This is a genomic window from Methylobacterium sp., from assembly GCF_019750675.1.
GTDB lineage: Bacteria > Pseudomonadota > Alphaproteobacteria > Rhizobiales > Beijerinckiaceae > Methylobacterium.
Map to the genome: position 1 here is coordinate 33,143 of NZ_JAIEOF010000391.1, position 24,360 is coordinate 57,502.

At 71.2% G+C, this 24,360-nt stretch carries 24 protein-coding genes and 1 riboswitch; of the genes, 17 read left to right on the plus strand and 7 right to left on the minus strand.

The window, feature by feature from the left end:
• Position 1: 1 nt before the first annotated feature.
• The 4 genes from cobW to K2X24_RS20470 are packed head-to-tail and all read right to left on the minus strand — an operon-like array spanning position 2 to position 2,410.
• A complete protein-coding gene (gene cobW, locus K2X24_RS20455; RefSeq protein ID WP_292500555.1) occupies positions 2 to 1,036 on the minus strand; it encodes a cobalamin biosynthesis protein CobW in 1,035 nt (344 codons plus the stop codon).
• Positions 1,033 to 1,440, minus strand: a complete 408-nt coding sequence (locus K2X24_RS20460; protein ID WP_292500557.1) for a DUF1636 domain-containing protein — start codon at positions 1,438 to 1,440, stop codon at positions 1,033 to 1,035. Before K2X24_RS20460 ends, cobW begins: the two co-directional genes overlap by 4 nt.
• The gene (locus K2X24_RS20465; protein ID WP_292500559.1) at positions 1,433 to 2,206 is read right to left on the minus strand and encodes a CbtA family protein; all 774 of its coding nucleotides are present in this window, start codon (positions 2,204 to 2,206) and stop codon (positions 1,433 to 1,435) included. The genes K2X24_RS20460 and K2X24_RS20465 overlap by 8 nt, the downstream gene beginning before the upstream one ends.
• Before the next feature lie 27 nt (positions 2,207 to 2,233).
• Entirely contained in the window at positions 2,234 to 2,410 is a 177-nt protein-coding gene (locus tag K2X24_RS20470) for a CbtB-domain containing protein (RefSeq protein ID WP_055947494.1), read from the minus strand.
• A gap of 51 nt (positions 2,411 to 2,461) precedes the next feature.
• Positions 2,462 to 2,655, minus strand: a riboswitch (cobalamin riboswitch).
• 106 nt (positions 2,656 to 2,761) lie between these two features.
• Between K2X24_RS20470 and cobU the strand changes: the two genes are divergently transcribed.
• From cobU to K2X24_RS20495, 5 genes are all read left to right on the plus strand, one after another.
• Positions 2,762 to 3,274 (plus strand): bifunctional adenosylcobinamide kinase/adenosylcobinamide-phosphate guanylyltransferase, encoded by a 513-nt coding sequence (cobU, locus tag K2X24_RS20475; RefSeq protein ID WP_292500565.1) that lies wholly within the window; start codon positions 2,762 to 2,764, stop codon positions 3,272 to 3,274.
• On the plus strand, positions 3,271 to 3,870 hold the full coding sequence (gene cobO / locus K2X24_RS20480; protein ID WP_292500566.1) for a cob(I)yrinic acid a,c-diamide adenosyltransferase: 600 nt from the start codon (positions 3,271 to 3,273) through the stop codon (positions 3,868 to 3,870). The genes cobU and cobO overlap by 4 nt, the downstream gene beginning before the upstream one ends.
• 93 nt (positions 3,871 to 3,963) lie before the next feature.
• Complete coding sequence (locus tag K2X24_RS20485) at positions 3,964 to 4,344, plus strand: hypothetical protein (protein ID WP_292500568.1); 381 nt, start codon at positions 3,964 to 3,966, stop codon at positions 4,342 to 4,344.
• Between the two features lie 55 nt (positions 4,345 to 4,399).
• The gene (locus K2X24_RS20490) at positions 4,400 to 5,854 is read left to right on the plus strand and encodes a cobyric acid synthase (protein ID WP_292500571.1); all 1,455 of its coding nucleotides are present in this window, start codon (positions 4,400 to 4,402) and stop codon (positions 5,852 to 5,854) included.
• A 66-nt stretch (positions 5,855 to 5,920) separates the two neighbouring features.
• A complete protein-coding gene (locus K2X24_RS20495; RefSeq protein ID WP_292500573.1) occupies positions 5,921 to 7,264 on the plus strand; it encodes an MFS transporter in 1,344 nt (447 codons plus the stop codon).
• A gap of 1 nt (position 7,265) precedes the next feature.
• Here the strand turns inward: K2X24_RS20495 and K2X24_RS20500 are convergent, their stop codons facing one another.
• Both K2X24_RS20500 and cbiB read right to left on the minus strand, forming a co-directional pair.
• Positions 7,266 to 8,381, minus strand: a complete 1,116-nt coding sequence (locus tag K2X24_RS20500; protein WP_292500575.1) for a DUF3616 domain-containing protein — start codon at positions 8,379 to 8,381, stop codon at positions 7,266 to 7,268.
• The gene (gene cbiB, locus K2X24_RS20505; protein WP_292500578.1) at positions 8,378 to 9,379 is read right to left on the minus strand and encodes an adenosylcobinamide-phosphate synthase CbiB; all 1,002 of its coding nucleotides are present in this window, start codon (positions 9,377 to 9,379) and stop codon (positions 8,378 to 8,380) included. The genes K2X24_RS20500 and cbiB overlap by 4 nt, the downstream gene beginning before the upstream one ends.
• 12 nt (positions 9,380 to 9,391) lie before the next feature.
• Here cbiB and cobD point away from each other — a divergent pair, with 12 nt between their 5' ends.
• Entirely contained in the window at positions 9,392 to 10,402 is a 1,011-nt protein-coding gene (gene cobD, locus K2X24_RS20510) for a threonine-phosphate decarboxylase CobD (RefSeq protein WP_292500580.1), read from the plus strand.
• Between the two features lie 6 nt (positions 10,403 to 10,408).
• Here cobD and K2X24_RS20515 read toward each other — a convergent pair whose 3' ends face one another.
• Positions 10,409 to 11,599 (minus strand): MFS transporter, encoded by a 1,191-nt coding sequence (locus K2X24_RS20515; protein WP_292500583.1) that lies wholly within the window; start codon positions 11,597 to 11,599, stop codon positions 10,409 to 10,411.
• Positions 11,600 to 12,093: 494 nt separating this feature from the next.
• Between K2X24_RS20515 and K2X24_RS20520 the strand changes: the two genes are divergently transcribed.
• From K2X24_RS20520 to metF, 11 genes are all read left to right on the plus strand, one after another.
• Complete coding sequence (locus tag K2X24_RS20520) at positions 12,094 to 12,291, plus strand: hypothetical protein (protein WP_238279225.1); 198 nt, start codon at positions 12,094 to 12,096, stop codon at positions 12,289 to 12,291.
• 156 nt (positions 12,292 to 12,447) lie between these two features.
• Positions 12,448 to 13,854: a malonyl-CoA decarboxylase gene (locus tag K2X24_RS20525; RefSeq protein WP_292500586.1), complete on the plus strand. Its 1,407-nt coding sequence runs from the start codon at positions 12,448 to 12,450 to the stop codon at positions 13,852 to 13,854.
• A 100-nt stretch (positions 13,855 to 13,954) separates the two neighbouring features.
• Positions 13,955 to 15,490, plus strand: a complete 1,536-nt coding sequence (locus K2X24_RS20530) for a malonyl-CoA synthase (RefSeq protein ID WP_292500589.1) — start codon at positions 13,955 to 13,957, stop codon at positions 15,488 to 15,490.
• A gap of 1 nt (position 15,491) precedes the next feature.
• Positions 15,492 to 16,439, plus strand: a complete 948-nt coding sequence (locus K2X24_RS20535; RefSeq protein ID WP_292500591.1) for an alpha/beta hydrolase — start codon at positions 15,492 to 15,494, stop codon at positions 16,437 to 16,439.
• A gap of 128 nt (positions 16,440 to 16,567) precedes the next feature.
• The gene (locus K2X24_RS20540) at positions 16,568 to 17,725 is read left to right on the plus strand and encodes a YihY/virulence factor BrkB family protein (protein ID WP_292500594.1); all 1,158 of its coding nucleotides are present in this window, start codon (positions 16,568 to 16,570) and stop codon (positions 17,723 to 17,725) included.
• Between the two features lie 87 nt (positions 17,726 to 17,812).
• Positions 17,813 to 18,223 (plus strand): peptide-methionine (R)-S-oxide reductase MsrB, encoded by a 411-nt coding sequence (msrB, locus tag K2X24_RS20545; protein ID WP_292500596.1) that lies wholly within the window; start codon positions 17,813 to 17,815, stop codon positions 18,221 to 18,223.
• Between the two features lie 329 nt (positions 18,224 to 18,552).
• Entirely contained in the window at positions 18,553 to 19,536 is a 984-nt protein-coding gene (locus tag K2X24_RS20550; RefSeq protein ID WP_292500597.1) for a hypothetical protein, read from the plus strand.
• A gap of 439 nt (positions 19,537 to 19,975) precedes the next feature.
• Positions 19,976 to 21,382, plus strand: a complete 1,407-nt coding sequence (locus K2X24_RS20555; protein WP_292500598.1) for a dicarboxylate/amino acid:cation symporter — start codon at positions 19,976 to 19,978, stop codon at positions 21,380 to 21,382.
• Positions 21,383 to 21,406: 24 nt separating this feature from the next.
• Complete coding sequence (locus K2X24_RS20560; protein WP_292500610.1) at positions 21,407 to 22,306, plus strand: ROK family protein; 900 nt, start codon at positions 21,407 to 21,409, stop codon at positions 22,304 to 22,306.
• A gap of 68 nt (positions 22,307 to 22,374) precedes the next feature.
• On the plus strand, positions 22,375 to 23,400 hold the full coding sequence (locus K2X24_RS20565) for a metalloregulator ArsR/SmtB family transcription factor (RefSeq protein ID WP_292500601.1): 1,026 nt from the start codon (positions 22,375 to 22,377) through the stop codon (positions 23,398 to 23,400).
• Positions 23,401 to 23,452: 52 nt separating this feature from the next.
• On the plus strand, positions 23,453 to 24,360 hold a 908-nt coding region (gene metF, locus K2X24_RS20570; protein ID WP_292500604.1), incomplete at its 3' end, for a methylenetetrahydrofolate reductase [NAD(P)H].

Consider the following 24,360-nt stretch of genomic DNA (forward strand, 5'->3'; position numbering starts at 1 on the left):
CTTATCCCGCCAGGGCGGCGGCGACGGCGCCCTGGTCGAATCCCTTCAGGCCGATGACCACGAGGCGGCCGTCGCGGGGCTCGGTGGACTTCCAGGGCCGGTCGTAATGGTGGCTCACGCGGGCGCCGACGCCCTGGACCACGAGGCGCATCGGCTTGCCGGTCACCTCGGCGAAGCCCTTGATGCGCAGAACGCCCTCCGTCTCCGCGGCGCGGGCAACGCGCAGGGCGAGGTCGTCGGCCGAGGCCGAGGCGCGCACGGGCAGCGCCACCGAGTCGAAATCGTCGTGGTCGTGGTCCTCGCCCTCGCCGTGGTGGGAGGGGCGCGCGTCGAGGTCGTCCTCGGCCGCCGCCTGGATCCCCAGGATCACGCGCGGGTCGAGGCGGCCGTGCTCGGCCTCCACCATCTTCACGGCGCGGGGCAGGTGTTCGGCGACCTCGGCGCGGACCTTGTCGCGGCCCGCCGCGTCGAGGAGGTCCACCTTGTTCATCACCACCAGGTCGGCGCAGAGGAGCTGGTCCTCGAACACCTCCTCCAGGGGATTGTCGTGGTCGACGCTGGCATCGTCCGCGCGCTGGGCAGCCAAAGCCGCCGGATCGTCGGCGAAGAAGCCGGCCGCCACGGCGGGCCCGTCGATGACCGCGACCACGCCGTCCACCGTCACCCGCGAGCGGATCGCCGGCCACTGGAAGGCCTGGACCAGGGGCTTGGGCAGGGCGAGGCCCGAGGTCTCGATCAGGATGTGCTCGGGCGGGTCGGTCCGGTCGAGGAGCTTGTTCAGGGCCGGCACGAAATCGTCGGCCACGGTGCAGCAGATGCAGCCGTTGGCGAGCTCGACGATGTCCTCGTCGCCGCAGCCTTCGATGCCGCAGGCGGCCAGGAACGAGCCGTCGAAGCCGATATCGCCGAACTCGTTGACGATGATGGCGAGGCGCCGGCCGTTCGCGTTCTCCACGAGGTGGCGTACCAGCGTGGTCTTGCCGGCCCCGAGGAAGCCCGTGACGATGGTGCAGGGGATCTTGGCGACGAGGGTCATTCGGCGGCGTCCGTGATGCGGGGCGCCGCGAGCGGCGGAAAAGGCGGGATGCGGGCGACGACGCCCTTGCGGAATTCCTGGGGCCGCGCCTTCCACGGCACGATGCCGTCCGGCGTCTCGGCATAGAGCGCGACGCCGTCCAGGATGGTGCCGGCGGAGGCGACCGGGTCGAGGTCGCCGTAGACGTAGGTCCAGCGCCCTTCCGAGGCGACCGCCACGGTGCAGGGGCGCTTGCAGACCGAGAGGCACTCGACGCTCTCGACCGCGATGCCGGGGTAATCGCCCGCGCTCACCGCCTCCTGGAGGGCGGCGAGCAGGCGCGCTCCGGCGCGCGGCTCGGAGGCGTCGCCGGCCGCCCGGCAGGTGGCGCAGACGTAGAGCGTGACGGGCGCGCTGTCAGGCATGGGCCGTCCGAGGCTTGCCGAACAGGGTCCAGGCCCAGCCATAGGCCAGCCCGATCACCGCCCAGAACACGAAGGCGATGCCGAGGGAGCGGGCGGCGAACTGTGCCGCGTAGGAGGCCGGCAGGTTCGAGGCGGCGTGGCTCGCCTCTGGAGCGCCCGCGAGGTGGGGGGCCACGAGGAGCACGATGCCCCCCGCGATGGTGATCGGCGCGCGCCGGATCGCGATGAGGTAGAGCCCCATGGCGGTGGCGGCCGCCGTCATCACCCACCAGAACTGGCGGTCGGCGAGGGGCGCCGCCTCCATGCCGGGGAGTTCCGGGGCCAGCCCGAGGGCGGGGGCCAGCGCCACCGCGAGGAAGCCCCCGACGGCGAAGCGCAGGCCGGTCTCGGGGTCGGGCTCGCGGTTGCAGGCGAGGAGCACGGCGCCGAGCAGGAACGCGTAGCCGACGCCGCCCACCAGGGTGGCGAGCGCCGTGAAGGCCATGCGCGGCAGGCCGGGGCCGGGCTCCCACACGGGCGCGACCTCGCCGCCCGCCACCGACGGATCCCGAGAACCGTTATTCTGGGTGCCGTGATCGTGGCCGCCATGGACGCGCACGATCAGCGAGGCCGGCGACAGCAGGGCGGGGTCCGCGGCGGAGGCCTGCGTCTCGAAGCGCTCGGCCGCGATGATGAGCGGCGAGGTGAGCGCGAGCTGCAGGCCCGTCGCGACGACAGCCGCGAGGAAGCCGGCGACCAGGGCCGCCGACACGAGCCGGATGATCATGGGGGTGTCTGCCTTAAGCGGAGGCGCTCAGTGGCAGGGGAAGTTCTGGCTGTGGCGGAAGTCGTGCGCCGCGTTGTGCAGCGCCATCGCCGGGGCGAAGCCCGCCATGAACACGAGGCCGAGTCCGAGGAAGGCGGCCACGAGCACGGCGCCGAGGCGCTCGTTGGTGCGGGTGCCGGTCAGGACGAGGGTGTTGGTCGACATCGGTTCATCTCCTGGCCGCCCCGCCGGCGGCCGTCATCGAGCGGGAGGGACGACAAGTCCCCTCTGGACGGCAGGTCTCCTGGCTCGCGGGTCGCTGGTCCTGCCGCCTTCCCGGATCGCTCCAGTGGCCGATGGCAGTCCCGTCTCCGCTCACAGTTGCGGGGGCAGCCGCGGTTTCAGGGTCGCCCCCTCACCGCATTCCCTTTTCACCCCGTTGCCGGGGCACCGTCCGATCCACGCTTCTACGCGGTCGCCGATGCGCTGACAACGCGGTCCGCACGGGTTTCCCGCCTTTGACCGGAGGCCCCGAATTCGGGCACAGCGTTCCGCATGCCGCACCCGACTCCCCGAATGACCCTCGTGCTCGGCGGCGCGCGCTCGGGCAAGAGCGCCCATGCCGAGGCGCTGATCGAAGCCTGCCCGGCTCCGTGGCTCTACCTCGCCACCGCGGAGATCTGGGACGACGAGATGCGGGAGCGCATCGCGCTCCACCGCGCCCGCCGCCCGGAGGGATGGATCACGCGGGACGTGCCGCTCGCCCTGCCCGAGGCGGTCGCCGCCGCGACGGGACCGGTGCTGGTCGATTGCCTGACCCTCTGGCTCACCAACCTGATGCTGTCGGAGGCCGACCTCGAGGCCGCCACCGCCGCGCTGCTCGCGGCCTGCGCGGCGGCGCCCGGCCCGCTGGTCCTCGTCGGCAGCGAGGTCGGGCTCGGGATCGTGCCGGAGAACGCGCTGGCCCGACGCTTCCGCGATGCGGCCGGGCGCCTGCACCAGCGCCTCGCGGCCCGGGCCGACCACGTCGTCCTTACCGTGGCGGGCCTTCCCCTGATCGTGAAACCCCAACCCGGAGCCACCCCATGACGGACGCCGACCGCCACCGCGAAAAGATGGAGAAGCGCAAGGCCGTCCAGGACGCCGAGGTGGCGGAGAAGACGATCGAGAAGGGGCTCCTCATCGTCAATACCGGCCCGGGCAAGGGCAAGACCACGGCGGCCCTCGGGCTGATGCTGCGTGCGCTGGGCCACGGCTGGCGCGTCGGCGTGGTGCAGTTCATCAAGGGCGCCTGGGACACGGGCGAGAAGCACGCCCTCAAGACCTTTGGCGACCGGATCGACTGGCATACGCTCGGCGAGGGCTTCACCTGGGAGACCCAGGACAAGGCCCGCGACATCGCCGCCGCCGAGCACGCCTGGGCCAAGGCCCTCGACCTCATGGCCGACCCGACGATCCGCCTCGTGGTGCTGGACGAACTCAACATCGCCCTGCGCTACGACTACCTGGACCTCGACGCCGTGGTGGCGGCCTTCCGGGCGCGCCGGCCGGACCTGCACGTCGTCGTCACCGGCCGCAACGCCAAGCCGGCCCTGATCGAGGCCGCCGATCTCGTCACCGAGATGGCATCCGTGAAGCACCACTTCGCCGCCGGGGTGAAGGCGCAGGAGGGAATCGAGTTCTAGACATCGATTTCTGTCGACGCCGGCGGAACGGGATCGAAGCCCGGTTGATCGGATGCGCCAAACCTGCGCCTGTCGCGGCTGTTCTACCAGAAGGTGCCGGGCATGAAGCGCTGGTTTTCCTTGTTGTGCGTGTCGGTTCTGGTGTCACCCGCGAGCGCGGAACCCCTGTGCGGGTACGAGGCGACCTCCATCGACCGGATCGTGGGTGACATCACCCGTGCGGGCGGTCGCGTCGTGCTCGACACGGCCGACTTCATCGCCGCGGAGGAGCCCCGCCGCCTGATCCTCTGGACCTTCGCCAAGCCGAAATCCGGGCAGTTTCCGGCATTCATCTGCCGTCAGGTCGTTCGCACGGGCGATCGGATCGAGGTGCAGTTGCGCGCCGTCTGCAACGGTGCGAAGCCGGAATGCGACGCCCTCATTGCCAGCGTGCTCGATCAGCAGCAGAAGGCGACCCAGCACCTTCGCCCCTGATCGACGGCTTCGCGGCTTCGACGCGTCGCCGTCTCCGCCGACAGGCCCTTGTCCGATGACCCGCGCCATCATGATCCAGGGCACCGGCTCGGATGTCGGCAAGTCGCTGATCGTCGCCGGCCTGTGCCGTGTCTTCGCGCGGCGGGGGCTCGCCGTGCGCCCGTTCAAGCCGCAGAACATGTCGAACAACGCCGCCGTCACCGCCGATGGCGGCGAGATCGGCCGGGCCCAGGCGCTGCAGGCGCGGGCGGCCGGGGTGGCGCCCTCCGTGCACATGAACCCGGTGCTGCTGAAGCCCGAGAGCGAGACCGGGAGCCAGGTCGTGGTCCAGGGCCGCATGGTCGGCACCGCCAAGGCGCGGGACTACCAGGCCTGGAAGCCGCGCCTCCTCGCCTCCGTGCTGGAGAGCTTTTCGTATCTGAAGGCGCAGGCCGACCTCGTGGTGGTGGAAGGCGCCGGCTCGGCCTCCGAGGTCAACCTGCGGGCCGGCGACATCGCCAACATGGGGTTCGCCCGCGCGACGGACACGCCGGTGATCCTGCTCGGCGACATCGACCGGGGCGGCGTCATCGCCAGCCTCGTCGGCACGAAGGCGGTGATCGATCCGGCCGATGCGGCGATGATCCGGGGCTTCCTCGTCAACCGCTTCCGCGGCGACCCGAGCCTGTTCGCCGACGGCATGGCGACGATCGCGCGGGCGACCGGCTGGCCGAGCTTCGGCCTGATCCCGCACTTTCCCGACGCGGCGCGCCTGCCGGCGGAGGATGCCCTCGGACTCGCCGGCTCGGGCGCCGGCGCGGCCCGGCGCAAGGTCGTGGCCGTGCCGGTGCTGCCGCGCATCGCCAATTTCGACGACCTCGACCCGCTGCGGGCCGAGCCCGACGTGGCGGTGATGCTCGTGCGCCCGGGCGAACCGATCCCGGTGGCCGACCTCGTGCTGCTGCCGGGCTCGAAGACCACCATCGACGATCTCGAGGCCTTCCGCGCCGAGGGCTGGGACATCGACCTGCGCGCCCATGTCCGGCGGGGCGGGCGGGTGCTCGGGCTGTGCGGCGGCTACCAGATGCTCGGCCGGCGCATCGACGACCCGCACGGCATCGAGGGCGCGCCCCGCTCGGTGCCGGGCCTCGGGCTCCTCGACATCGGGACCGTGATGACTCCGCTCAAGCACCTGGCCGCCGTCACCGGCACCAGCTTGGCCGACGGCGTGCCGTTCTCGGGCTACGAGATGCATGTGGGCGACACCACCGGGCCGGATACGGCGCGCCCGGCGATCCGGCTCGCGGACGGGCGCTTCGACGGCGCGGTCTCGGCCGATGGCCTCGTCACCGGCACCTACGTGCACGGCCTCTTCGCCGACGACCGGCAGCGCGGCGCCTGGCTCGGCCGTCTCGGGGCGGCGCCGAGCGGGCTCGCCTACGAGGCCGGCATCGAGGCGGTGCTCGATCGCCTCGCCGATCATCTCGAAGCGCATGTCGCCTGCGACGCGCTGCTCGCCCTGGCGTTGTAGCGGGCGAACGGATTAGGCTCGGCTCCGGAACGCCCGCACCGAACGGGTGCGACGAGGAAGCACCCGATGAGCCCGGCCCCTCCCCAGGCGGATGCGCGCGTCGCCGCGGCGACGATCCGTACCGTGACGCTGCGGCTGATGCCGCTCCTCGGGCTGATGTACCTGATCGCCTATATCGACCGGCAGAACATCTCCTACGCCAAGCTGCAGATGGTGGGCGATCTCGGCCTCAGCGAGAGCGTCTACGGGCTTGGCGCCTCGCTGTTCTTCCTCGGCTACTTCCTGTTCGAGGTGCCGAGCAACGTGATCCTGGAGCGGGTGGGCGCCCGGCGCTGGTTCGCCCGGATCATGTTCACCTGGGGCGTCATCACGATTCTCCTCGGCTTCACGCAGAATACGACGATGTTCTACGCCTTGCGCTTCCTCCTCGGCGTGGCGGAGGCGGGGTTCTTCCCCGGTGTCCTGTTCGCCCTGACCCTGTGGTTCCCGCAATCGCACCGGGCGCGGATGATCGGCTGGTTCATGATCGCGAGCGCGCTCGCCAACGCGGTCGGCGCAGCCATCGGCGGCGCGCTCCTCGACCTCGACGGCACCCTCGGCCTCAAGGGCTGGCAATGGGTGTTCGTGGCCACCGGAATCCCCGCCCTGGCGCTGGCGGTCATCGTCCTGCGCATCCTGCCCGACGGGCCGGACCAGGCGCCCTGGCTGAAGCCGGAGGGGCGGGACTGGCTGAGCCGCACCCTCGCGGCCGAGCGCGAGTCGGGGGGCAAGGTCGAGCACGGCAACCCCTTCGCGGCCCTCCTCGACCGGCGGGTCTGGATGCTCGCCTCCGTCTACATCGCCTTCCCGCTGGCCGCCTACGGCCTCAGCTACTGGCTGCCCACGGTGGTGCGCAGCTTCGCGGTCTCGAACACCCTCAACGGCTTCATCAACATCATCCCGTGGCTGATCACCGCGCTGGCCCTGTGGTGGGTGCCCCGTCGCGCCGCGCGGACGGGCGACCAGGTCTGGCACGTGGTGGTACCGGGCCTCGTCGCGGCACTCGCCCTGGTGCTCAGCGTGGTGGTGCCGGGATCGGTGCTGAAATTCGCCTGCCTCTGCGTGGCGGCGGCCGGCGTCTTTTCCGCCCAGCCCGTGTTCTGGTCCCTGCCGGCGACCTTCCTCAAGGGCGCGAGTGCCGCCGCCGGCATCGCGGCGATCAACTCCGTGGGCAATCTCGGCGGCTTCATCGCGCAGAATGCCGTGCCGTTCATCCGCGACCAGACCGGCAGCAACCTCGCGCCGATGTACTTCCTGGCCGCCTGCCTCGGCCTCGGCGCCAGCCTGATGTTCTGGGTGCTCTCGGCCCTGCGCCGAGACGCCGCGCGCCGGGTCGCGGCGGATGCGGGCGCCGGCCTCCGGGTGGCGTAGGCTACGGGAGCGGCACCGCGTAGGCGTGCGGCGCCCCGTTGCGCAGGCTGTCGAACAGGACGAGGACCCGGCCCGGCCCGAGCGGAACCACGGCCTCGGCCTTGCCGTCGATGCGCTTGCCCGCCTCGTTCTCGCCCCGCACGGGGGCGATGGTCGCGACCGGGGTCAGGGTTCCGGTGGGCAGGTCGGCCAGGGACAGCCGGTAGGGCACGGGCAGGCCGTTGCGGGACGCGCCCGTGAGCACCAGCATCCGTCCGTCGGGCAGGATCGTCAGGTCGCGGATGCCGGCATCCGGTCCGGCCTCCAGGGCGATCGTGGTGACCTCGGCCGAGAGGGCGGTCTTCCCGTCGGCGAACAGCGCCTCGACGGGCACCGAGACGAGGAAAGCCTTGCCTCCGAGGCTCGGCGCCCGCAGGCCCGCATAGAGGCGGTCGCCTATGACGGCGAGCCCTTCGATGTTCAGGCCATTCGGCTGCGGCGTGCCCTCCGGCGGCAGGGCGTTCCAGTCGAATTCCAGATCGCGCAGCACGAAGTCGCGCACCGGGCCGGCGGCCATCAGGGCGTCGAACAGGCGGTAGGTGCTCACCGTCTCGGCGGCGGTGCCGTCGGCGTTCGGGCGCAGGCGCGTGAGGATCATCGACGAGAGCTTGTACTTGCGCTCGCCCCGGGTGCAGCCGTGCGAACCGGTGACGTAGAAGTAGGGCTCGGCATAGGCGACGGCCTCGCCGTCGAGCTGGTTGAACTTGCCGTCGCCGCCGCTGCACCGGTACTGCGCCGGCGGCGTGCCGCGGATGTCGGGGGAGGGCGCCGTTCCGAGGTCGTAGGCCGTGGCGCCGGGCGTCAGCGTGGTCTCGCCGAGGCGGGCGAACTGGGCGCCGCGATTCTCGTCGTTGACCACGACGCAGAGGCGGGTGCCGTCCGCGTCGGGCGGCCGGCAGGCCATGCCGCTGAGGTCGTAAGCCCTGTCGCCCGTCGTCTCGCCGTCGAAATCCCGGGTCACGGTGTAGGGCGTCGGCGCGGTCTCGGCCGCGCGGCCGGGCGTGGCGGCGGCGATGCCGAGGGCGGCCAGCGCCAGGGCGGTGCGTCGCCCGGGGCGCGTCGTCTTCGACCGGATCATGCGAGGGCAACCTTGAGGAGGACGAGGATCAGGAGGGCGAGGCCGAACAGGAATCCGCACGCCGTGCGGTAGAGCGCAAGCGCCCGTTCCACGTCGGCCGGCGTCGCCTCGGCGCGCCCGTCGCCCATCCAGCCGTCCTCGACGCGGGTGGCGCCGTAGGTGCGGGGGCCGGCGAGGCGCAGCCCCAGCGCCCCGGCCATGGCGGCCTCCGGCCAGCCGGCATTGGGCGACCGGTGGCGGCCCGCATCCCGCCGCACCGCCCGCCAGGCGTCGCCGGGCGAGGCGCCGGGATGGATGGCGGCGGCCGCGACGAGGAGCAGGGCGGTCAGCCGCGAGGCCGGAAGGTTCACAAGATCGTCGAGGCGGGCGGCGGCCCAGCCATAGGCCTCGTGGCGCGGGGTGCGGTGGCCGATCATGCTGTCGGCGGTGTTGATCGCCTTGTAGAGCGCGCCGCCGGGCAGGCCGCCGACCCCGATCCAGAAGGCCGGCGCCACGATGCCGTCGGAGAAGTTTTCGGAGAGGCTCTCGATGGCGGCCCGGCAGATGCCGGCTTCGTCGAGGCTCTCGGGATCGCGCCCGACGATCATCGAAACCGCGACGCGCCCGCCCGCGAGCCCGTCGCGCCGGAGATCGGCTGCCACGCGGGCGACGTGGGTGTGGAGGCTGCGCTGCGCCGGCAGGCTCGCCGCCAACAGAGCCAGGACGAGAAGCGCGGGCAGGAAGCCGGCGGCCCCGGAGAGCGCGGTCAGCGCCAGGGCGAGCCCGCCGACGATGGCGAGGAGCACGAGGAGGCCGGCCACGCCCGCGCGCCGGCGGCGGGCGGGCCCGCCCCGGTTCCAGCGCCGGTCGAGGGCCCCGATCAGCGCGCCGATCCAGGTGACAGGATGCCCGAGCGCCCTGTAGATCCGGTCCGGATAGCCGGCCGCCGCCTCGATGGCGAGGGCGAGCACCAGAACGATGAGCGTATCGGGCGGATGGGTGAGGGCGGTCCAGGACATGCGGTCTCGGTGATGGCGCGCGGCCCGGGGGCGGGAGCAGGGGACAGGATCGCCCATGGCGGTGACCTCGATGCCGCCCGGCGCCTCTTCCCGCAAGCGCCCGATCCCTGGATCGATCTCTCCACGGGGATCAATCCGGTGCCCTATCCGTGTCCGGCGCTGGAGGCCAGCACCTTCCACCGCCTGCCCTCGGCCGCCGACCTCGGCACCCTGCGCGCGGCCGCCGCCCACGCCTACGGGGTAGCCGATCCGGATCGGATCGTCGCCGCGCCCGGTACCCAGATCCTGATCGAGACCCTGCCGCGTCTGGTGGCGCGCGCCCGCGTCGCCGTGGTGGGGCCGACCTATGCCGAGCACGCCGCCGCCTGGGGCCGGGCCGGCCACGCCGTCGCGACCGTGTCGGGCCTCGAAGCCGCGTGCGCCGCCGACGTGGTCGTCGTCGTCAACCCGAACAATCCGGACGGGCGGACCTGGGAGGCCGGCGGGCTGCGGGCGCTCGCGGGCGACCTCGCGGGCCGCGGCGGCCTCCTCGTCGTCGACGAGGCCTTCGCCGACCTGGAGCCGGTCGAGACCCTGGGGCCCTCCCTCGGCCCGGGCCTCCTGGTCCTGCGCTCCTTCGGCAAGACCTACGGGCTCGCCGGCATCCGGCTCGGCTTCGCCCTCTGCGAGCCGGCCCTCGCCGTCGCCCTCGCCGAGGCGCTCGGGCCTTGGGCGGTGTCGGGCCCGGCGCTGTCCATCGGACGCGCCGCCCTGTCCGACGCGGCCTGGCGCCGGGAGGCCGCGGTTGCCCGGGCGGCGGATGCCGCGCGCCTCGACCGCATGATCCTGCGGGCCGGCGGCACGCCGATCGGCGGCACCTGCTTGTTCCGCACCGCCGACTTCCCCGACGCGGCCGGCCTCTTCGACCGTCTCGGCGCGGCCGGGATCTATGTCCGGCGCTTTTCCGAGGCGCCCGCGCGCCTGCGCTTCGGTCTGCCGCCGGACAAGGCGGCCTGGTGCCGGCTGTCGCGCATCCTGCGGTGAGGGTCGTCAGCCGCCCTTCGGCTCCAGCACGTTGACGAGGAAACCCGCCCCGGCCAGCAGGATGCCGACGGCGCACACGCCGGACCAGCCCGCCATGAGGAAGGCCTGCGAGCCCGCGAAGGCGCCGAGCGCCCCGAACACGAACATCACCGTGAACAGCACGGTGTTGATCCGCCCGCGCGCGCTCGGCACCAGGGCGTAGACCCGGGTCTGGTTGGCGATCAGCGCGGCGTTGAGGCCGATGTCGATGAGGAGGACGCCGAGGCCCACCGCGACCAGGGACCACGTGCCGCCCGCCCACAGCACCGCGAAGGCCGCCACCACGAACAGCGCGCCGATCACCACCATCGGGCGGGCGCCGTGCCGGTCGGTGAAGCGCCCCGAGAGGGGCGCCACCAGGGCGCCCGCGACGCCGATCACGCCGAACAGACCGGCGCCGGCGGCGCTGAGGTTGAAGGGGGGCGCTTCCACGAGAAGGGCGAGGGTGGTCCAGAAGGCGTTGAAGCTGGCGAACAGCAGGCCCTGCGAAAGGCTGGAGCGGCGCAAGACGGGCTGCGAGCGCACGAGGTGAAGGATCGACACCATCAGCGCGCGGTAGCGCAAGGGTCGAGTCTGGACCGGGCGGGGAAGGGTGGCTGCGGCGATGCCGGCCATCAGCACCGCCACGCCGGCGGCGGCGAAGAAGACTGCGCGCCAGCCGAAATGGGCGCCGACGAAACCGCTGGCCGTGCGGGCCAGCAGGATGCCGGTGAGGAGACCGGTCATGACCTGCCCCACCACGCGGCCGCGGCTCGCATCCGGTGCGAGCTCGGCCGCGAAAGGCACCGCCTGTTGCGCCGCCGAGGCCAGGAACCCGATGACGAGGCTCGCCAGCGCAAGGGCCGCGAGGTTGGGGCTGAGGGCTGCCGCGAGGAGCACCAAGGCGAGGCCCAGGGTCTGCCCGATGATCAGCGTGCGCCGCGAGAGGCTGTCGCCGAGGGGCACGAGGCCGAGGATGCCGAGGCCGTAGCCGACCAGGGACGCCGTCGGCACCCAGAGCGCCGCCCGCTCGCCGAACTCGGCCACCAAGAGCGCCAGTAGGGGCTGGTTGTAGTAGATGTTGGCGACCGCGCCGCCCGCGATCAGGGTCAGGCCGAATCGCGCCCGGGTGGTGAAGCCGTGCGCGCCGGCATCGGTGCCGATTCCGGTCCCACTCATGCGCGGTCGATCCGCGTGCCGGTTCGCACCGGATTCCCGGGCATGGGACAGGATTCAGCGTTCATGGGGGGCGAACTCGCACGTCGTCGGTGCCGGCACCGGGAGACGATGGGAAGATGGAACGGCATCCGTCGCCCGGTTAAGCCCGCGCGCCGGCTTCGGCAACCCGCGCGGACCCTGTCGCTTGCGCGGTGGCGGATCGGATCTGGCGCGGGAGGCGCGTCTCAACTACGCCTCGTCTGTCGCGGCGTTCGGCTTTGTCTTCGGCCGGTCCGAACGGCCATGTCGTCGCGGAGCACTTCGTACCGGATTTCAAGCACCCCATATACGGGTTGTTATCGGCGACTGATGCGGGTCCGGCATCTCGATCCCCCGTGCACTTGGCGTTCGTCGCAACTTGCGTTCTGATCAGTGTTCGAGTCGGTGAGTCGTCGCATTCGTGGGGCCGGGATGGCTGCCTCGGCGACATCGCCTCATCGACCAGGGAGTTTGAGATGGCGACGTACCGCGTCAACTTTGCCAAGCAGATCCTCGGGGTCCCCTTCACCGTCGGTTCGGTGGAGATCACCCGGGCGCGCGACCCCATGCGGGCGCTCCGCGCGGCGGAACTGCGCTTTGCCCGCCAGCACGGCGTCGAGGATTGGCGGGAGCGGGCCGACCGGGCCGAGATCGCGCCCGCCTCCGGCGCCTGAAGCGCTCATCCGGCGCTTGCCGGGGGGACTTTACGGCCACGGTCACTGGTCCTGGGGCCGGAGCCGTCCTAAAGTAACCGCCGGGCCGGGCATCCGTCGCACGCGGGGCATCGGCTCGCCCGCTACGGGCGTGAGCGAAGGGTCAGGCGGCGTGACATGGCGGCGATCTCTTTCTTCGGCGATCTGCTCCAGACGATCAGCGACCGGGGCCGGGATCTCATCGGCATCGGGCGGGGCGACCTCGCGGCCCGCGCCAACGCCCCGGAACTCGTCAAGCTCTGCGAGGACCTGATCTCTCGGAAGGGCGAGGCCTCCGGCGTCGCCCTGGCGCGGCTGATCCTGGAGCGCTACGCCACCTTGTCGGCCCGCGAGCGCGTCGCCTTCCTGCGCCTGGTCGCCACCGAGTTCACGGCCGATCATGCCGCCGTGGACGAGGCGATCGCCGCCTATCGCGCCGACCCGACCCGGGCCGCCCTCGGCGCGCTTCACGATGCCGCCGAGCCCCGTAGCCAGGAACTCATTCGCCGCCTGAATCTGGCCCGGGACGGCACCCGCGCCCTGGTGCGGATGCGCGAGGACCTGTTCGGCCTGCGCCGCGAACTCCGGCGCGAGGAGGCCGACCCCGATCTCATCGATGCCGCCGACAGCCTCGACAGCGATTTCGAGCACCTGTTCGCCTCGTGGTTCAACCGTGGCTTCCTGGTGCTGCGCCACATCGACTGGACGACGCCCGCCCACATCCTTGAAAAAATCATCCGCTACGAAGCGGTTCACGCGATCACGGGCTGGGACGATCTGCGCCGGCGCATCGAGCCGCCCGACCGGCGCTGCTTCGCCTTCTTCCATCCCGCCCTGGTGGACGAGCCGCTGATCTTCGTCGAGGTGGCGCTCACCGCCGGCATCAGTCCCGCCATCGCGCCGATCCTGGCGCACGAGCGCGATCTCCTGCCCCTGAAGGCCGCCACCACGGCGATCTTCTACTCGATCTCGAATTGTCAGAAGGGCCTGGCCGGGGTCACGTTCGGCAACTTCCTGATCAAGCAGGTGGTCGAGGACCTCGCCCGGGAGATCCCGAGCCTGAAGACCTTCGTCACCCTCTCGCCGGTGCCCGGCTTCTCGGCCTGGCTCGACCGCGAGCGCCGCTCGGACGCGCCGCAGGGGCTGACCCGCGAGGACGTCGAGGCCTTGCGCCTCATCGACGAGCCGGACTGGCAGAACGACAAGACGAAGTGCGAGGCCGTGCGCAAGGCGATGATCCCGGCGGCGGCGGCCTATTTCCTGCGCGCCAAGAACGAGCGCGGGCGCCCCCTCGACCCGGTGGCCCGCTTCCATCTCGGCAACGGCGCCCGGCTGGAGCGCCTGAACTTCCTCGGCGACGTCTCGGACAAGGGGCTCAGCCAGTCGCGCGGGCTGATGGTCAACTACCTCTACGACCTTTCGGCCATCGAAAAGAACCACGAGACCTATGCCAATCTCGGCACCGTGGCGGCCTCCAGCGCGGTGAGCCGCGAACTTCGCGCCAACCTGCCGCCGATGCGGGCGGTGGCTCTCGCCGAGGCCTGACTCCGGCGGCAGCCATCACCCGCCCGCGACGCCTGCGGCTCCGATGTTCGCGATTTCGGCGTTTGCGATTTCGACGTTTGAGAGCGTATCGATCCCGACCATGTCCAATCACCTCTTCGACCTCGTCCGCGCCAGCCTCCCGGCGGACCCCGCCGCCAAGGTGTTCCTCGAGACGGGCGAGGCCGCGCGCTACTCCTACGCCGACCTCATCGTGCGCTCGGGCGCCTACGCGGCCTGCCTGACGGCGGCGGGGGTGAAACCGGGGGACCGGGTGGCGGTGCAGGCCGAGAAGAGCCCGGAATTCCTGTTCCTGTATCTTGGCGCCGTGCGGGCCGGGGCGGTGTTCCTGCCCCTCAACACCGCCTACACCCCCACCGAGATCGCTTATTTCCTCGGCGACGCCGAGCCGGCCATGTTCGTTTGCGATCCCGCGCGACGCGAGGCCCTCGCGCCGGTAGCGCGGGATGCGGGCGTGCCGGTGCTGCATACCCTGGACGCGAAAGGGCACGGCACCGTGGCTGAGGCCGCCGATGCCGAGACCGAAGCCTTCAGCGACGTGGCCCGCGGCCCGGACGATCTGGCCGCCATCCTCTACACCTCGGGCACGACCGGGCGCTCTAAGGGCGCCATGCTGAGCCATGAGAACCTGGCCTCGAACGCCCGCACCCTGGCGGAGGCCTGGCGCTTCACCGCGGAGGACGTGCTGCTCCACGCCCTGCCGGTGTTCCACACCCATGGCCTGTTCGTGGCCACCAACACGGTTCTGGCGGCCGGCGCCGGCATGCTGTTCCTCGGGCGCTTCGACCCGGCCGGGGTGCTCGCCCTGCTGCCGCGCGCCACCGCGATGATGGGTGTTCCGACCTTTTACACCCGTCTCCTTAAGGAGCCCGGCCTGACGCCGGAGGTCACCGCCGGTATCCGGCTGTTCGTCTCGGGGTCGGCGCCCCTGCTGGCCGAGACGCACCGCGACTGGGAGGCGCGCACCGGCCACGCCATCCTCGAGCGCTACGGCATGACCGAGACCAACATGAACACCTCCAACCCCTATGCGGGGCCGCGGGTGGCCGGCACGGTCGGCCCGGCCCTGCCGGGGGTCGCCGTGCGGGTGGTCGACCCGGAGACCGGCGCGGCGCTCCCCACCGATGCCGTCGGCATGATCGAGGTGAAGGGCCCCAACGTCTTCCAGGGCTACTGGCGCATGCCGGAGAAGACGGCGGCCGAGTTCAAGGCGGATGGGTTCTTCGTCACCGGCGACCTCGGCAAGATCGATCCGGACGGCTACGTGCACATCGTCGGACGGGGCAAGGATCTCATCATCACGGGCGGCTACAACGTCTACCCGAAGGAGATCGAGAACGAGATCGACGCCCTGCCGGGCGTCGTCGAATCGGCGGTGATCGGCCTGCCCCACGCGGATTTCGGCGAGGGCGTCACGGCGGTGGTCGTCGGCCGCGCGGACGTGCCGGACGAGGCCGCCATCCTGCGCACGCTCGAGGGGCGCCTGGCCCGCTACAAGTGTCCCAAGCGCGTGCTCTTCGTCGACGAGCTGCCGCGCAACACCATGGGCAAGGTGCAGAAGAACATCCTGCGCGAGTCCCATGCGGGGCTCTACCGGCCGGCCGATCCGGCGCGGTAACGTGATCGATCGCCGCGTGCTGCTCCGCACGGCCGGCGCCGGTTTGGCCTTGGGCTCCGCCGGACTGGCGGGACCGCTCGCATCCTTCGCGGCCGAGTCTCGCCTCCCGCTCTGGCCCGGTACGCCGCCGGGCGGCGGCGGTCCCGCCGGCCCCGAGGCCGTGAGCGACAAGGGGGCTGTGCGGAACATCGCCGTGCCGGGGCTGGAAGTCTTCACCCCCGACGTTCCGACCGGCGCCGCGATGCTGGTCGCGGGCGGCGGCGGATACCGGCGCATCCAGATGGAGACCGAGGCGCGCCCGGCGGCACGCTGGCTCGCCGCGCGCGGCGTCACGGCGTTCGTGCTGGCCTATCGCCTGCCGGGCGAGGGCTGGGGTGACGGTCCCTGCGCACCGCTCCAGGACGCGCAGCGCGCCCTGAGGCTGATCCGCGCGCGGTCGCATTCATACCGGATCGATCCCGCGCGGGTCGGTGTCCTCGGCTTCTCGGCGGGGGCGCACCTGCTCGGCCTCGCCGCGACCCGTTCCGCCTTCGCATCCTATCGCGCGGTCGATGCCGCCGACGGGCTGTCGGCGAGGCCCGACGATGCCGCGCTGATTTACCCCGTGATCATCCTGGAACCGCCCTACGACCACACGGTGAGCCGGCGCATGCTGGTCGGCGCCCGCCCCGATCCGGACCTGTCCGCCGCCTGGTCGGTCGACACCCACGTGCGGGGTGGCTGTCCGCCGACCTTCCTGGTGCAGGCCGAGGACGATCCGATCTCCGACCCGGCCAACACGCGCCTGATGGCGCAGGCCTGCCGCCACGCGGGCGTGCCGGTCGAGTTCCATGCGCTCGCCTCCGGCGGCCACGGCTTCGGCATGGGCCGTCCCGGTACACCGAGTGCGGCGTGGCCGGACTGGTACGCGGTCTGGCTGCGGGGCAGGGGAATGATTTCTGCGGGTTAGGTCGGCCCGGAAACGGCACGATCCGCCCGGAAGCGCACGAACGCCGACGGCGTGTCGAAGGGGCGGAACGGCCAAGCCTGGATCACGTTGAGGCATCGCGCCGCATCGGCGCCCGGTCCGGTCCCTCGATGTCTTCTTCCCCACGCCCGCCCTCAGCGCCCGCCGGCGATGCCGCCCACTCGGTTCTCTGGACGCTTCTGCTCGGAACCGCCCTGATCGCCCTCGCGGCGGCGCCGAAGCGTGGCTCCCGGCCCGTGTCCGCCGCGTCGGACGGCGAGACGTCGGGTGGTGCGGGCGGTGCCCGCTCCCATACGGGCGCGGCGGCCGAGTATCTCGCCGCGACGCAGATCGCGCGCGGCCGGGCCGCGCACTCGCCCGCCGAGATCACGGCGGCGGGCTGGAAGGATATCCTCTACCGGGTCTACCTCGAGTTCAATCAGGACCGCGTGCTCTCGGTGGCGGCGGGCGTGACCTTCTACTCGCTGCTCTCGCTGTTTCCCGCCATCGCCGCCCTCGTCTCCTGCTACGGCCTCGTGGCCGACGTGAATTCCATCAACGAGCATCTGGCCAGCATGCGGGGCGTGCTGCCGTCGGGCGCCATCGAGATCATCGGCGACCAGGTCAAGCGCATCGCAGCCAAGGGCAACGGCACCCTCGGCCTGACCTTCTTCACCAGCTTGGTGCTCTCCCTGTGGAGCGCCAATGCCGCCATGAAGGCGATGTTCGATGCCCTGAACGTGGTCTACGAGGAGGAGGAGAAGCGCTCCTTCCTCATGCTGAACCTGCGCTCGCTCACCTTCACCATCGGGGCGCTCGTCTTCACGATCCTGGCGCTCACCGGCATCGTGGTGCTGCCGGTGGTGTTCAAGTTCGTGGGCCTGAGCGACACCGCTTGGCTCATCGCCCTGCTGCGCTGGCCAGCCCTCCTCGTCGTGCTGCTCGGAGGGCTGTCGCTGCTCTACCGCTACGGTCCGAGCCGCGAGCGTCCGCGCTGGCGCTGGGTCGGCGTCGGTGGCGCGGTGGCGGGCCTGCTCTGGCTCGCGGCCTCGATCCTGTTCTCCTGGTACGTCTCCAGCTTCGGGAACTACAACGAGACCTACGGCTCGCTGGGCGCAGCCATCGGCTTCATGACCTGGATCTGGATCTCCACAACGATCGTTCTCCTCGGCGGTGAGATCAATGCCGAGATGGAGCATCAGACCGCCCGGGACACCACCATCGGGCCGGAGATGCCCATGGGTGCGCGCCGCGCCCGCATGGCCGATACCCTCGGGGCGACGGCCTGAGGGGCGGGCTCCCCTTTCGGTGGGCGATGCCTATCTGGAAGAGACGTTCCCGACCCTTTTCCTTGTGCACCCTTGCGAGCAGAGCCCATGAGCACAGCCCCCACCGACGCGATCGAGGCCCGCACCGAAGCCGAGTGGCGCGCCATCCTGACGCCCGAGCAGTACCGGGTTTTGCGCGAGCACGGCACCGAGCGGGCCGGCACGAGCTGCCTGAACGCCGAGAAGCGGCCAGGGACCTTCCACTGCGCCGGTTGCGACGCGCCGCTTTTCGCCACCGGCACCAAGTTCGAATCCGGCACCGGATGGCCGAGCTTCTTCGACCCGATCGACGGCGCCGTTGAGACGACGGTGGACCGCAGCCACTGGATGACCCGCACGGAAGTCCATTGCGCCCGATGCAAGGGCCATCTCGGCCACGTCTTCGACGACGGTCCGGCGCCGACCGGCCTGCGCTACTGCATGAACGGCATTTCCCTGCGCTTCAAGCCGCAGGTCTGACCGCTCGGAACGACCGCCGGGACCCATGGAACCCCGCGGACAACGGCGACGGGTGGGGACGGGCAGGTGGTCCGGCCGCGAAGGTCTTGATTTCGCCGTCGTTTTGCTTAGTCCGGAAGAGAGAAATATTGTCCGGTTCGTCCCACAACCCCGGGGATGACCCAAAGACATAACCTATGTCATGGTTTCGCGGCGCGGCCTGCCTCGTCCGGACCCTGATACCATCTTGACCCGGACGGCTCGCCGCGCTTCAGGGAAGCCGGCGGGCCCGACGCCAGCGCCAGCCCGGACCTCCGCCCCTGGGCCGGCCGCTTCCGCGGAGTTTGCCGATGAGCCTCGTACGCCGCTTTCTCGTGGCCCCCGCCCTGGTCCGCCTCATCCGGAAGGAACGCGGGGCCGCTCGGATCAGCGAAGGCTACTTCGCGCCCCAGGCCGGGCGCGTCTCCTACGTGCGGGTCGACGGCCAGACCTGCCACCTCGTCCTCGTCACCTCGGCCCCGGACGGCACCGCCAGCGAAGAGCGGACCGATGTGCCGCGCGCTCATGGCGACGCGCTCATGGACGTCTGCTCGGGCAAGGCCGCCTACGACCGCACCGGCATCGCCCTCGGCGGTGGCCGGGAAGCGCTGGTCGACCGCTACAGCGTGCCCGGCGAACTCGATCTCGTCAGCGTTTCCTTCGATGGGCCGGACGAGGCCGGCGGCTTCGCGGTGCCCGCCTGGTTCGGGCCCGAGGTCTCCGGGGATGCCGCCTACGACCGCCACGCCATCGCCCTGCAGGGCCCGCCGCAGCCCGGGGAGATCGCCCTCAGCAACGCCGCCCTCGACGCGGTCCTCGATCTCGTGGAGCCGCGCTTCGGCTTCGGCCGCTTCGGTGGATCGGCACGGACCGGCGACGGCGACGGCATGATGAAGGCCCTGCGTCGCGTGGCCGGCGGCGCCGCCGTCGCGGCCCCGGTGGCGGCAGCCGGGGCGGTCTCGGCCGCCGAGGAGCCCGCCTTCAGCGAGCCGGCCCCCGTGGAGCCGACCCATGTCGAGCCCGCTCACGTGGAATCGCCGCACGAGGAGCCGTCCCATGTCGAGGCCGCGCCGGTGGCAGAGGCGCAGCCCGAGGCCCATCACGAGCCCGCGCCTGCGCCCGGGCCGGCGCACGAGTCCCCGCAGAACATCGACTCGCGGATCGACGACGTCATCGAGAGCCTGTCCCAGGCGCTGGGCAATCCTCAGCCTCACGGTACGACGCGGGGCGAAGACGACATCGCCGCCGAGTTCGAGCGTTGGACCGTTCGTCCCCGCCGCACCCAGCAGACCTGAGTCCGCGGGCCCGACCGGCGCCGCGGCGTCGTCTCGGGTCCTTTGACACCTGCACACTGCGCGGAGCGCGGCAGGGCCCGAACGGCTTGCGGGCTTGGGCGGGGCGGAGCCGGGGCCCTGGCTTGCCGGCCGCTCGTGGCGACCGGTTTCTCGGGGGGGCTATCGAAGGCTAGGCCGCCTGGAAGACCGAAGTGCCGGGCATGAACGCGCTCTGATCGTGGCCTCTATCCCTTTTGGATGACCGCCGGCTGCCGTACGACCGCACGCGAATCCCGACCCCGAAGTCCGGGGCGTCGCTCAACCCGTTTTCGTGTCGACTGCGTGGTACGCCTTTCGGTTTGTCACTGTGAGCCGACCGCCCCGATTGAGCCGCTCGAATAAACTGGCTAGCGTCGGGATTAACAATCAGCGGCTTGCGCTGAGAGCGGCGGGAGGGATCATGGCCCAGGCCATCACACAAGGCACGGTTGAGGCTGGCGCCGGCCGGACCACCAAGGAGCCCTGGTACAAGGTGCTCTACATCCAAGTGTTGATCGCCATCGCACTCGGCATCCTGCTGGGCTATCTGAACCCCGAATGGGGCAAGTCCGTCAAATGGTTGGGCGATGCCTTCATCGCGCTGATCAAGATGATGATCGCGCCGATCATCTTTTGTACCATCGTGCACGGCATCGCTTCCATCGGTGACCTGAAGAAGGTCGGCCGCGTCGGCTTGAAGGCACTCATCTACTTCGAGGTCGTCTCCACCATCGCGCTCCTCATCGGCGTGCTGGTCGGCGAGATCGTCAAGCCGGGCGCGGGCTTTAACGCCGACGTGACGAAGCTCGACGGCAAGTCGGTCGAGAAATACGCCAAGATGGCCGCCGACGATTCGGTGACCGGGCACATCATGGCGCTGATTCCGAAGAGCTTCTTCGATGCCTTCGCCACCGGCGATCTGCTGCAGGTGCTGCTGATCTCGATCCTCACCGGCGTCGTCGTCACCGGCATGGGCCAGCGCGGCGAGGCCATCACCCACGCCATCGACACGATGGGGCAGATCTTCTTCCGCATCATCGGCCTCGTGGTGAAGCTCGCGCCCATCGGTGCCTTCGGCGCCATGGCCTTCACGATCGGCCAGTACGGCATCGGCAAGGTCGTCGACCTCGCCTGGCTCGTCGGCACCTTCTACGTCACCGCCTTCCTGTTCGTGGTCCTGGTGCTGGGCGGCATCGCCCGGGTGGCCGGCTTCTCGATCTTCAAGTTCCTCGCATACATCAAGGACGAACTCCTCATCGTCCTCGGCACCTCGTCCTCCGAGACTGTGCTGCCGCACATGATGACCAAGATGCGCCGCCTCGGCGCCTCGGACTCCGTGGTCGGCCTCGTGATCCCGACGGGCTACTCGTTCAACCTCGACGGCACCAACATCTACATGACCCTGGCCTCGCTGTTCCTGGCCCAGGCCGTGGGGGCGGACCTCTCGTTCGGCCAGTACGCCACGATCATCCTGGTGGCGATGCTGACCTCGAAGGGCGCCTCCGGCGTCACCGGCGCCGGCTTCATCACGCTGGCGGCGACGCTCAGCGCGATCCCCAACAACCCCGTGCCGGTGGCGGCCATGACCCTGATCCTCGGCGTCGACAAGTTCATGTCGGAGTGCCGGGCCATCACCAACCTCATCGGCAACGGTGTGGCCACCGTGGTGGTCAGCCGCTGGGAGGGCGAGCTCGATCAGGAGAAACTGAACCAGGTGATGGCGCACCCGTTCTCGATCGGCACCGAGATCTCGGATCATGCCCCGAACATGGACCCGGCGACCGCGCCTGCCGCCGCCGCGGCGCCGATTCCGGCCCCGGCCCGCTGACGGAACCCGGACCTGTCCGAACCCCTGCGCATCGGCATCGATCTCGGTGGCACCAAGATCGCCGGGATCGCCCTGGACCCTGACGGAACGACCCGGGCGGAGCACCGGGTCGCCACGCCGCGGGACGATTACCCGGCGACGCTTGCGGCCATCGCGGATCTGGTGCGGGCGCTCGAGGCGCGGGCCGGGGGCGTCGGCACGGTCGGCATCGGCATGCCCGGTGCGATCTCGCCCCGCACCGGCCTCGTCAAGAACGCCAACTCGGTCTGGCTGAACGGCCGGCCCTTCGCCCAGGATCTCGCGCGCGCCCTGGCCCGTCCGGTGCGCCTGGAGAACGACGCCAACTGCCTCGCGGTGTCCGAGGCCGTCGATGGGGCCGGGGCGGGGCTACCCATCGTCTGGGCGATCATCCTCGGCACGGGCGTCGGTTCCGGGATCGCCCTCCAGGGGCGTGCCCTCTCGGGGCGCGACCGGATCGCGGGCGAGTGGGGCCACAACCCGCTGCCGTCCCCGCGCGATGACGAGCGCCCCGGCCCCGCCTGCCATTGCGGCCGGCACGGCTGCCTCGAGACCTGGCTCTCCGGTCCGGCCTTGGCCGCCGACCATGCCCGCCGCACCGGCGCGACGACGACCGGAGAGGCGGTGATCGCAGCCCTGCGGGCGGGCGACCCGGACGCCAGGGCAACCTTCGGGCGCTACCTCGATCGTCTCGGGCGCGGCATCGCGCACGTGGTCAACCTGCTCGACCCCGACGTCATCGTCATCGGTGGCGGCCTCTCGCGGGTGCCCGAGATTCTCGCGGGTCTCCCCGAACGCGTGGCGCCGCACGTCTTCTCGGATGCGTTCGACACGCCGATCCGGCCGAGCCGGCACGGCGACGCCTCCGGCGTTCGTGGGGCGGCCTGGCTCTGGAACGCGGCCTGAAACGTCTCGACCGTCGAGACCGACGGTAGCGCTTGTCAGGACCAAAATTTTCACATAAAGATATCTTTATGTCTCATGTGGGATCGCCTCCAGCCACTGCACTGCCGTTTCCGGACGCCCTCGCCATCCTGCGGGCAGCCGCCGAGGAGACGCGCCTGCGCATCCTCGCGCTGCTCGCCGCCGGAGAGCTCTCGGTCTCGGATCTCACCGATATCCTCGGTCAGTCGCAGCCGCGCATCTCGCGCCATCTCAAGCTGCTCGTCGAGGCGGGCTTGGTGGAGCGGCATCGCGAGGGTGCCTGGGCCTTCTTCCGCCTCGTGGAGGATCGCGCCGCCCTGGTGGCGCCGCTGGTCGCCGGTCTCGACGCCGGCCGCGCGCCGCTCTCGGAGGATTTCGCCCGCCTGGAGGCCGTGCGCGCCCAGCGGGCGGAGGCCGCGCAGGCCTTTTTCGCGCGTCTGGCGCCGAAATGGGACCGTCTGCGCTCCCTGCACGTGCCGGAGGCCACCGTCGAGGCCGCGGTGCTCGACGTGCTCGGCGACAGGCCGATCCAGAACCTCGTCGATCTCGGCACCGGCACCGGCCGCATGCTCGGGCTCCTGGCCGGGCGCGCCGTCCGGGCGGTGGGGCTCGATTCCAACCACGCCATGCTCTCGGTGGCGCGGGCCAACCTGGAACGCATGGGCCTGGCCCGGGTCGATCTGCGCCAGGGCGACATCCACGCGCCGCCGTTCGGACGGGCTGGGTTCGACCTCGTCGTGGTGCATCAGGTGCTGCATTATCTCGACGATCCGGCCCGCGCGTTGCGCGAGGCCGCCCGCCTCGTCGCCCCCGGCGGCCGTCTGCTCGTGGTGGATTTCGCGCCCCACGACCTCGAGTTCCTGCGGGAGACGCAGGCCCATCGCCGCCTCGGCTTCGCGCCCGAGCAGGTGACGGGCTGGCTCGAAGACGCGGGCCTGCCCACCGTCACTACCCGGGACCTGGCGCCCACCGGCGAGGTCGAGGACCAGTTGACCGTGACGCTCTGGCTCGCCACCGCTGCGGCCGAGATGGCGGCGGCTCCGCCCCACCTGACCCTCGAGCGGGCCGTCGCCTGAGAGCGACCCGCTCCACCGCCCGTCTGAACCGACCGACATAGAGGACGACCCGATGCCTTCCGCCTCCCAACATCGCGCCAGCCGCGACGGCTACCGTCCGATCCGGGTCTCCATCGAGTTCTTCCCGCCGAAGACCGAGGAGATGGAGAAGATCCTCTGGTCCTCGATCGAGCGCCTGGCGCCCCTCCAGCCGAAATTCGTCTCGGTGACCTACGGCGCCGGCGGCTCCACCCGCGAGCGCACCCACAACACCGTCGCGCGGATGGTGAAGGAGACGAGCCTCCAGCCGGCCGCCCACCTCACCTGCGTCGACGCCACCCGCGAGGAGATCGACGCCGTCGTGCAATCCTACTGGGATGCCGGCGTGCGCCACATCGTGGCCCTGCGCGGCGACCCGCAGGACGGCGTCGGCACCGTCTACCGGCCGCATCCGGGCGGCTACGCCCAGACGGCGGACCTGGTCGCCGGCATCAAGCGGATCGGCGACTTCAAGGTCTCGGTCTCGGCCTATCCGGAGAAGCACCCGGAGGCCTCGTCCCTCGACGCCGACATCGACGCCCTGAAGGCCAAGGTCGATGCGGGCGCCGACCAGGCGATCACGCAGTTCTTCTTCGAGAACGACATCTACCTGCGCTACGTCGACAAGGTACGTGCCGCCGGCATCGACATCCCGATCATCCCCGGCATCCTGCCCGTGCAGAACTTCAAGCAGGCGGCGAACTTCGCCCGCCGTACCGGCGCCTCGGTGCCGTACTGGCTGGCCGCCCGGTTCGAGGGCCTCGACAACGACGTCGAGACCCGGCGCCTCGTGGCGGCGGCGGTGGCGGCCGAGCAGGTGCTCGACCTCGTCGACCACGGTGTCAACGACTTCCACTTCTATTCGATGAACCGCTCCGACCTCGTCTACGCCATCTGCCACGTGCTCGGCCTGCGCGCGCAGGCCCCGAAGGTCGCCGCCAA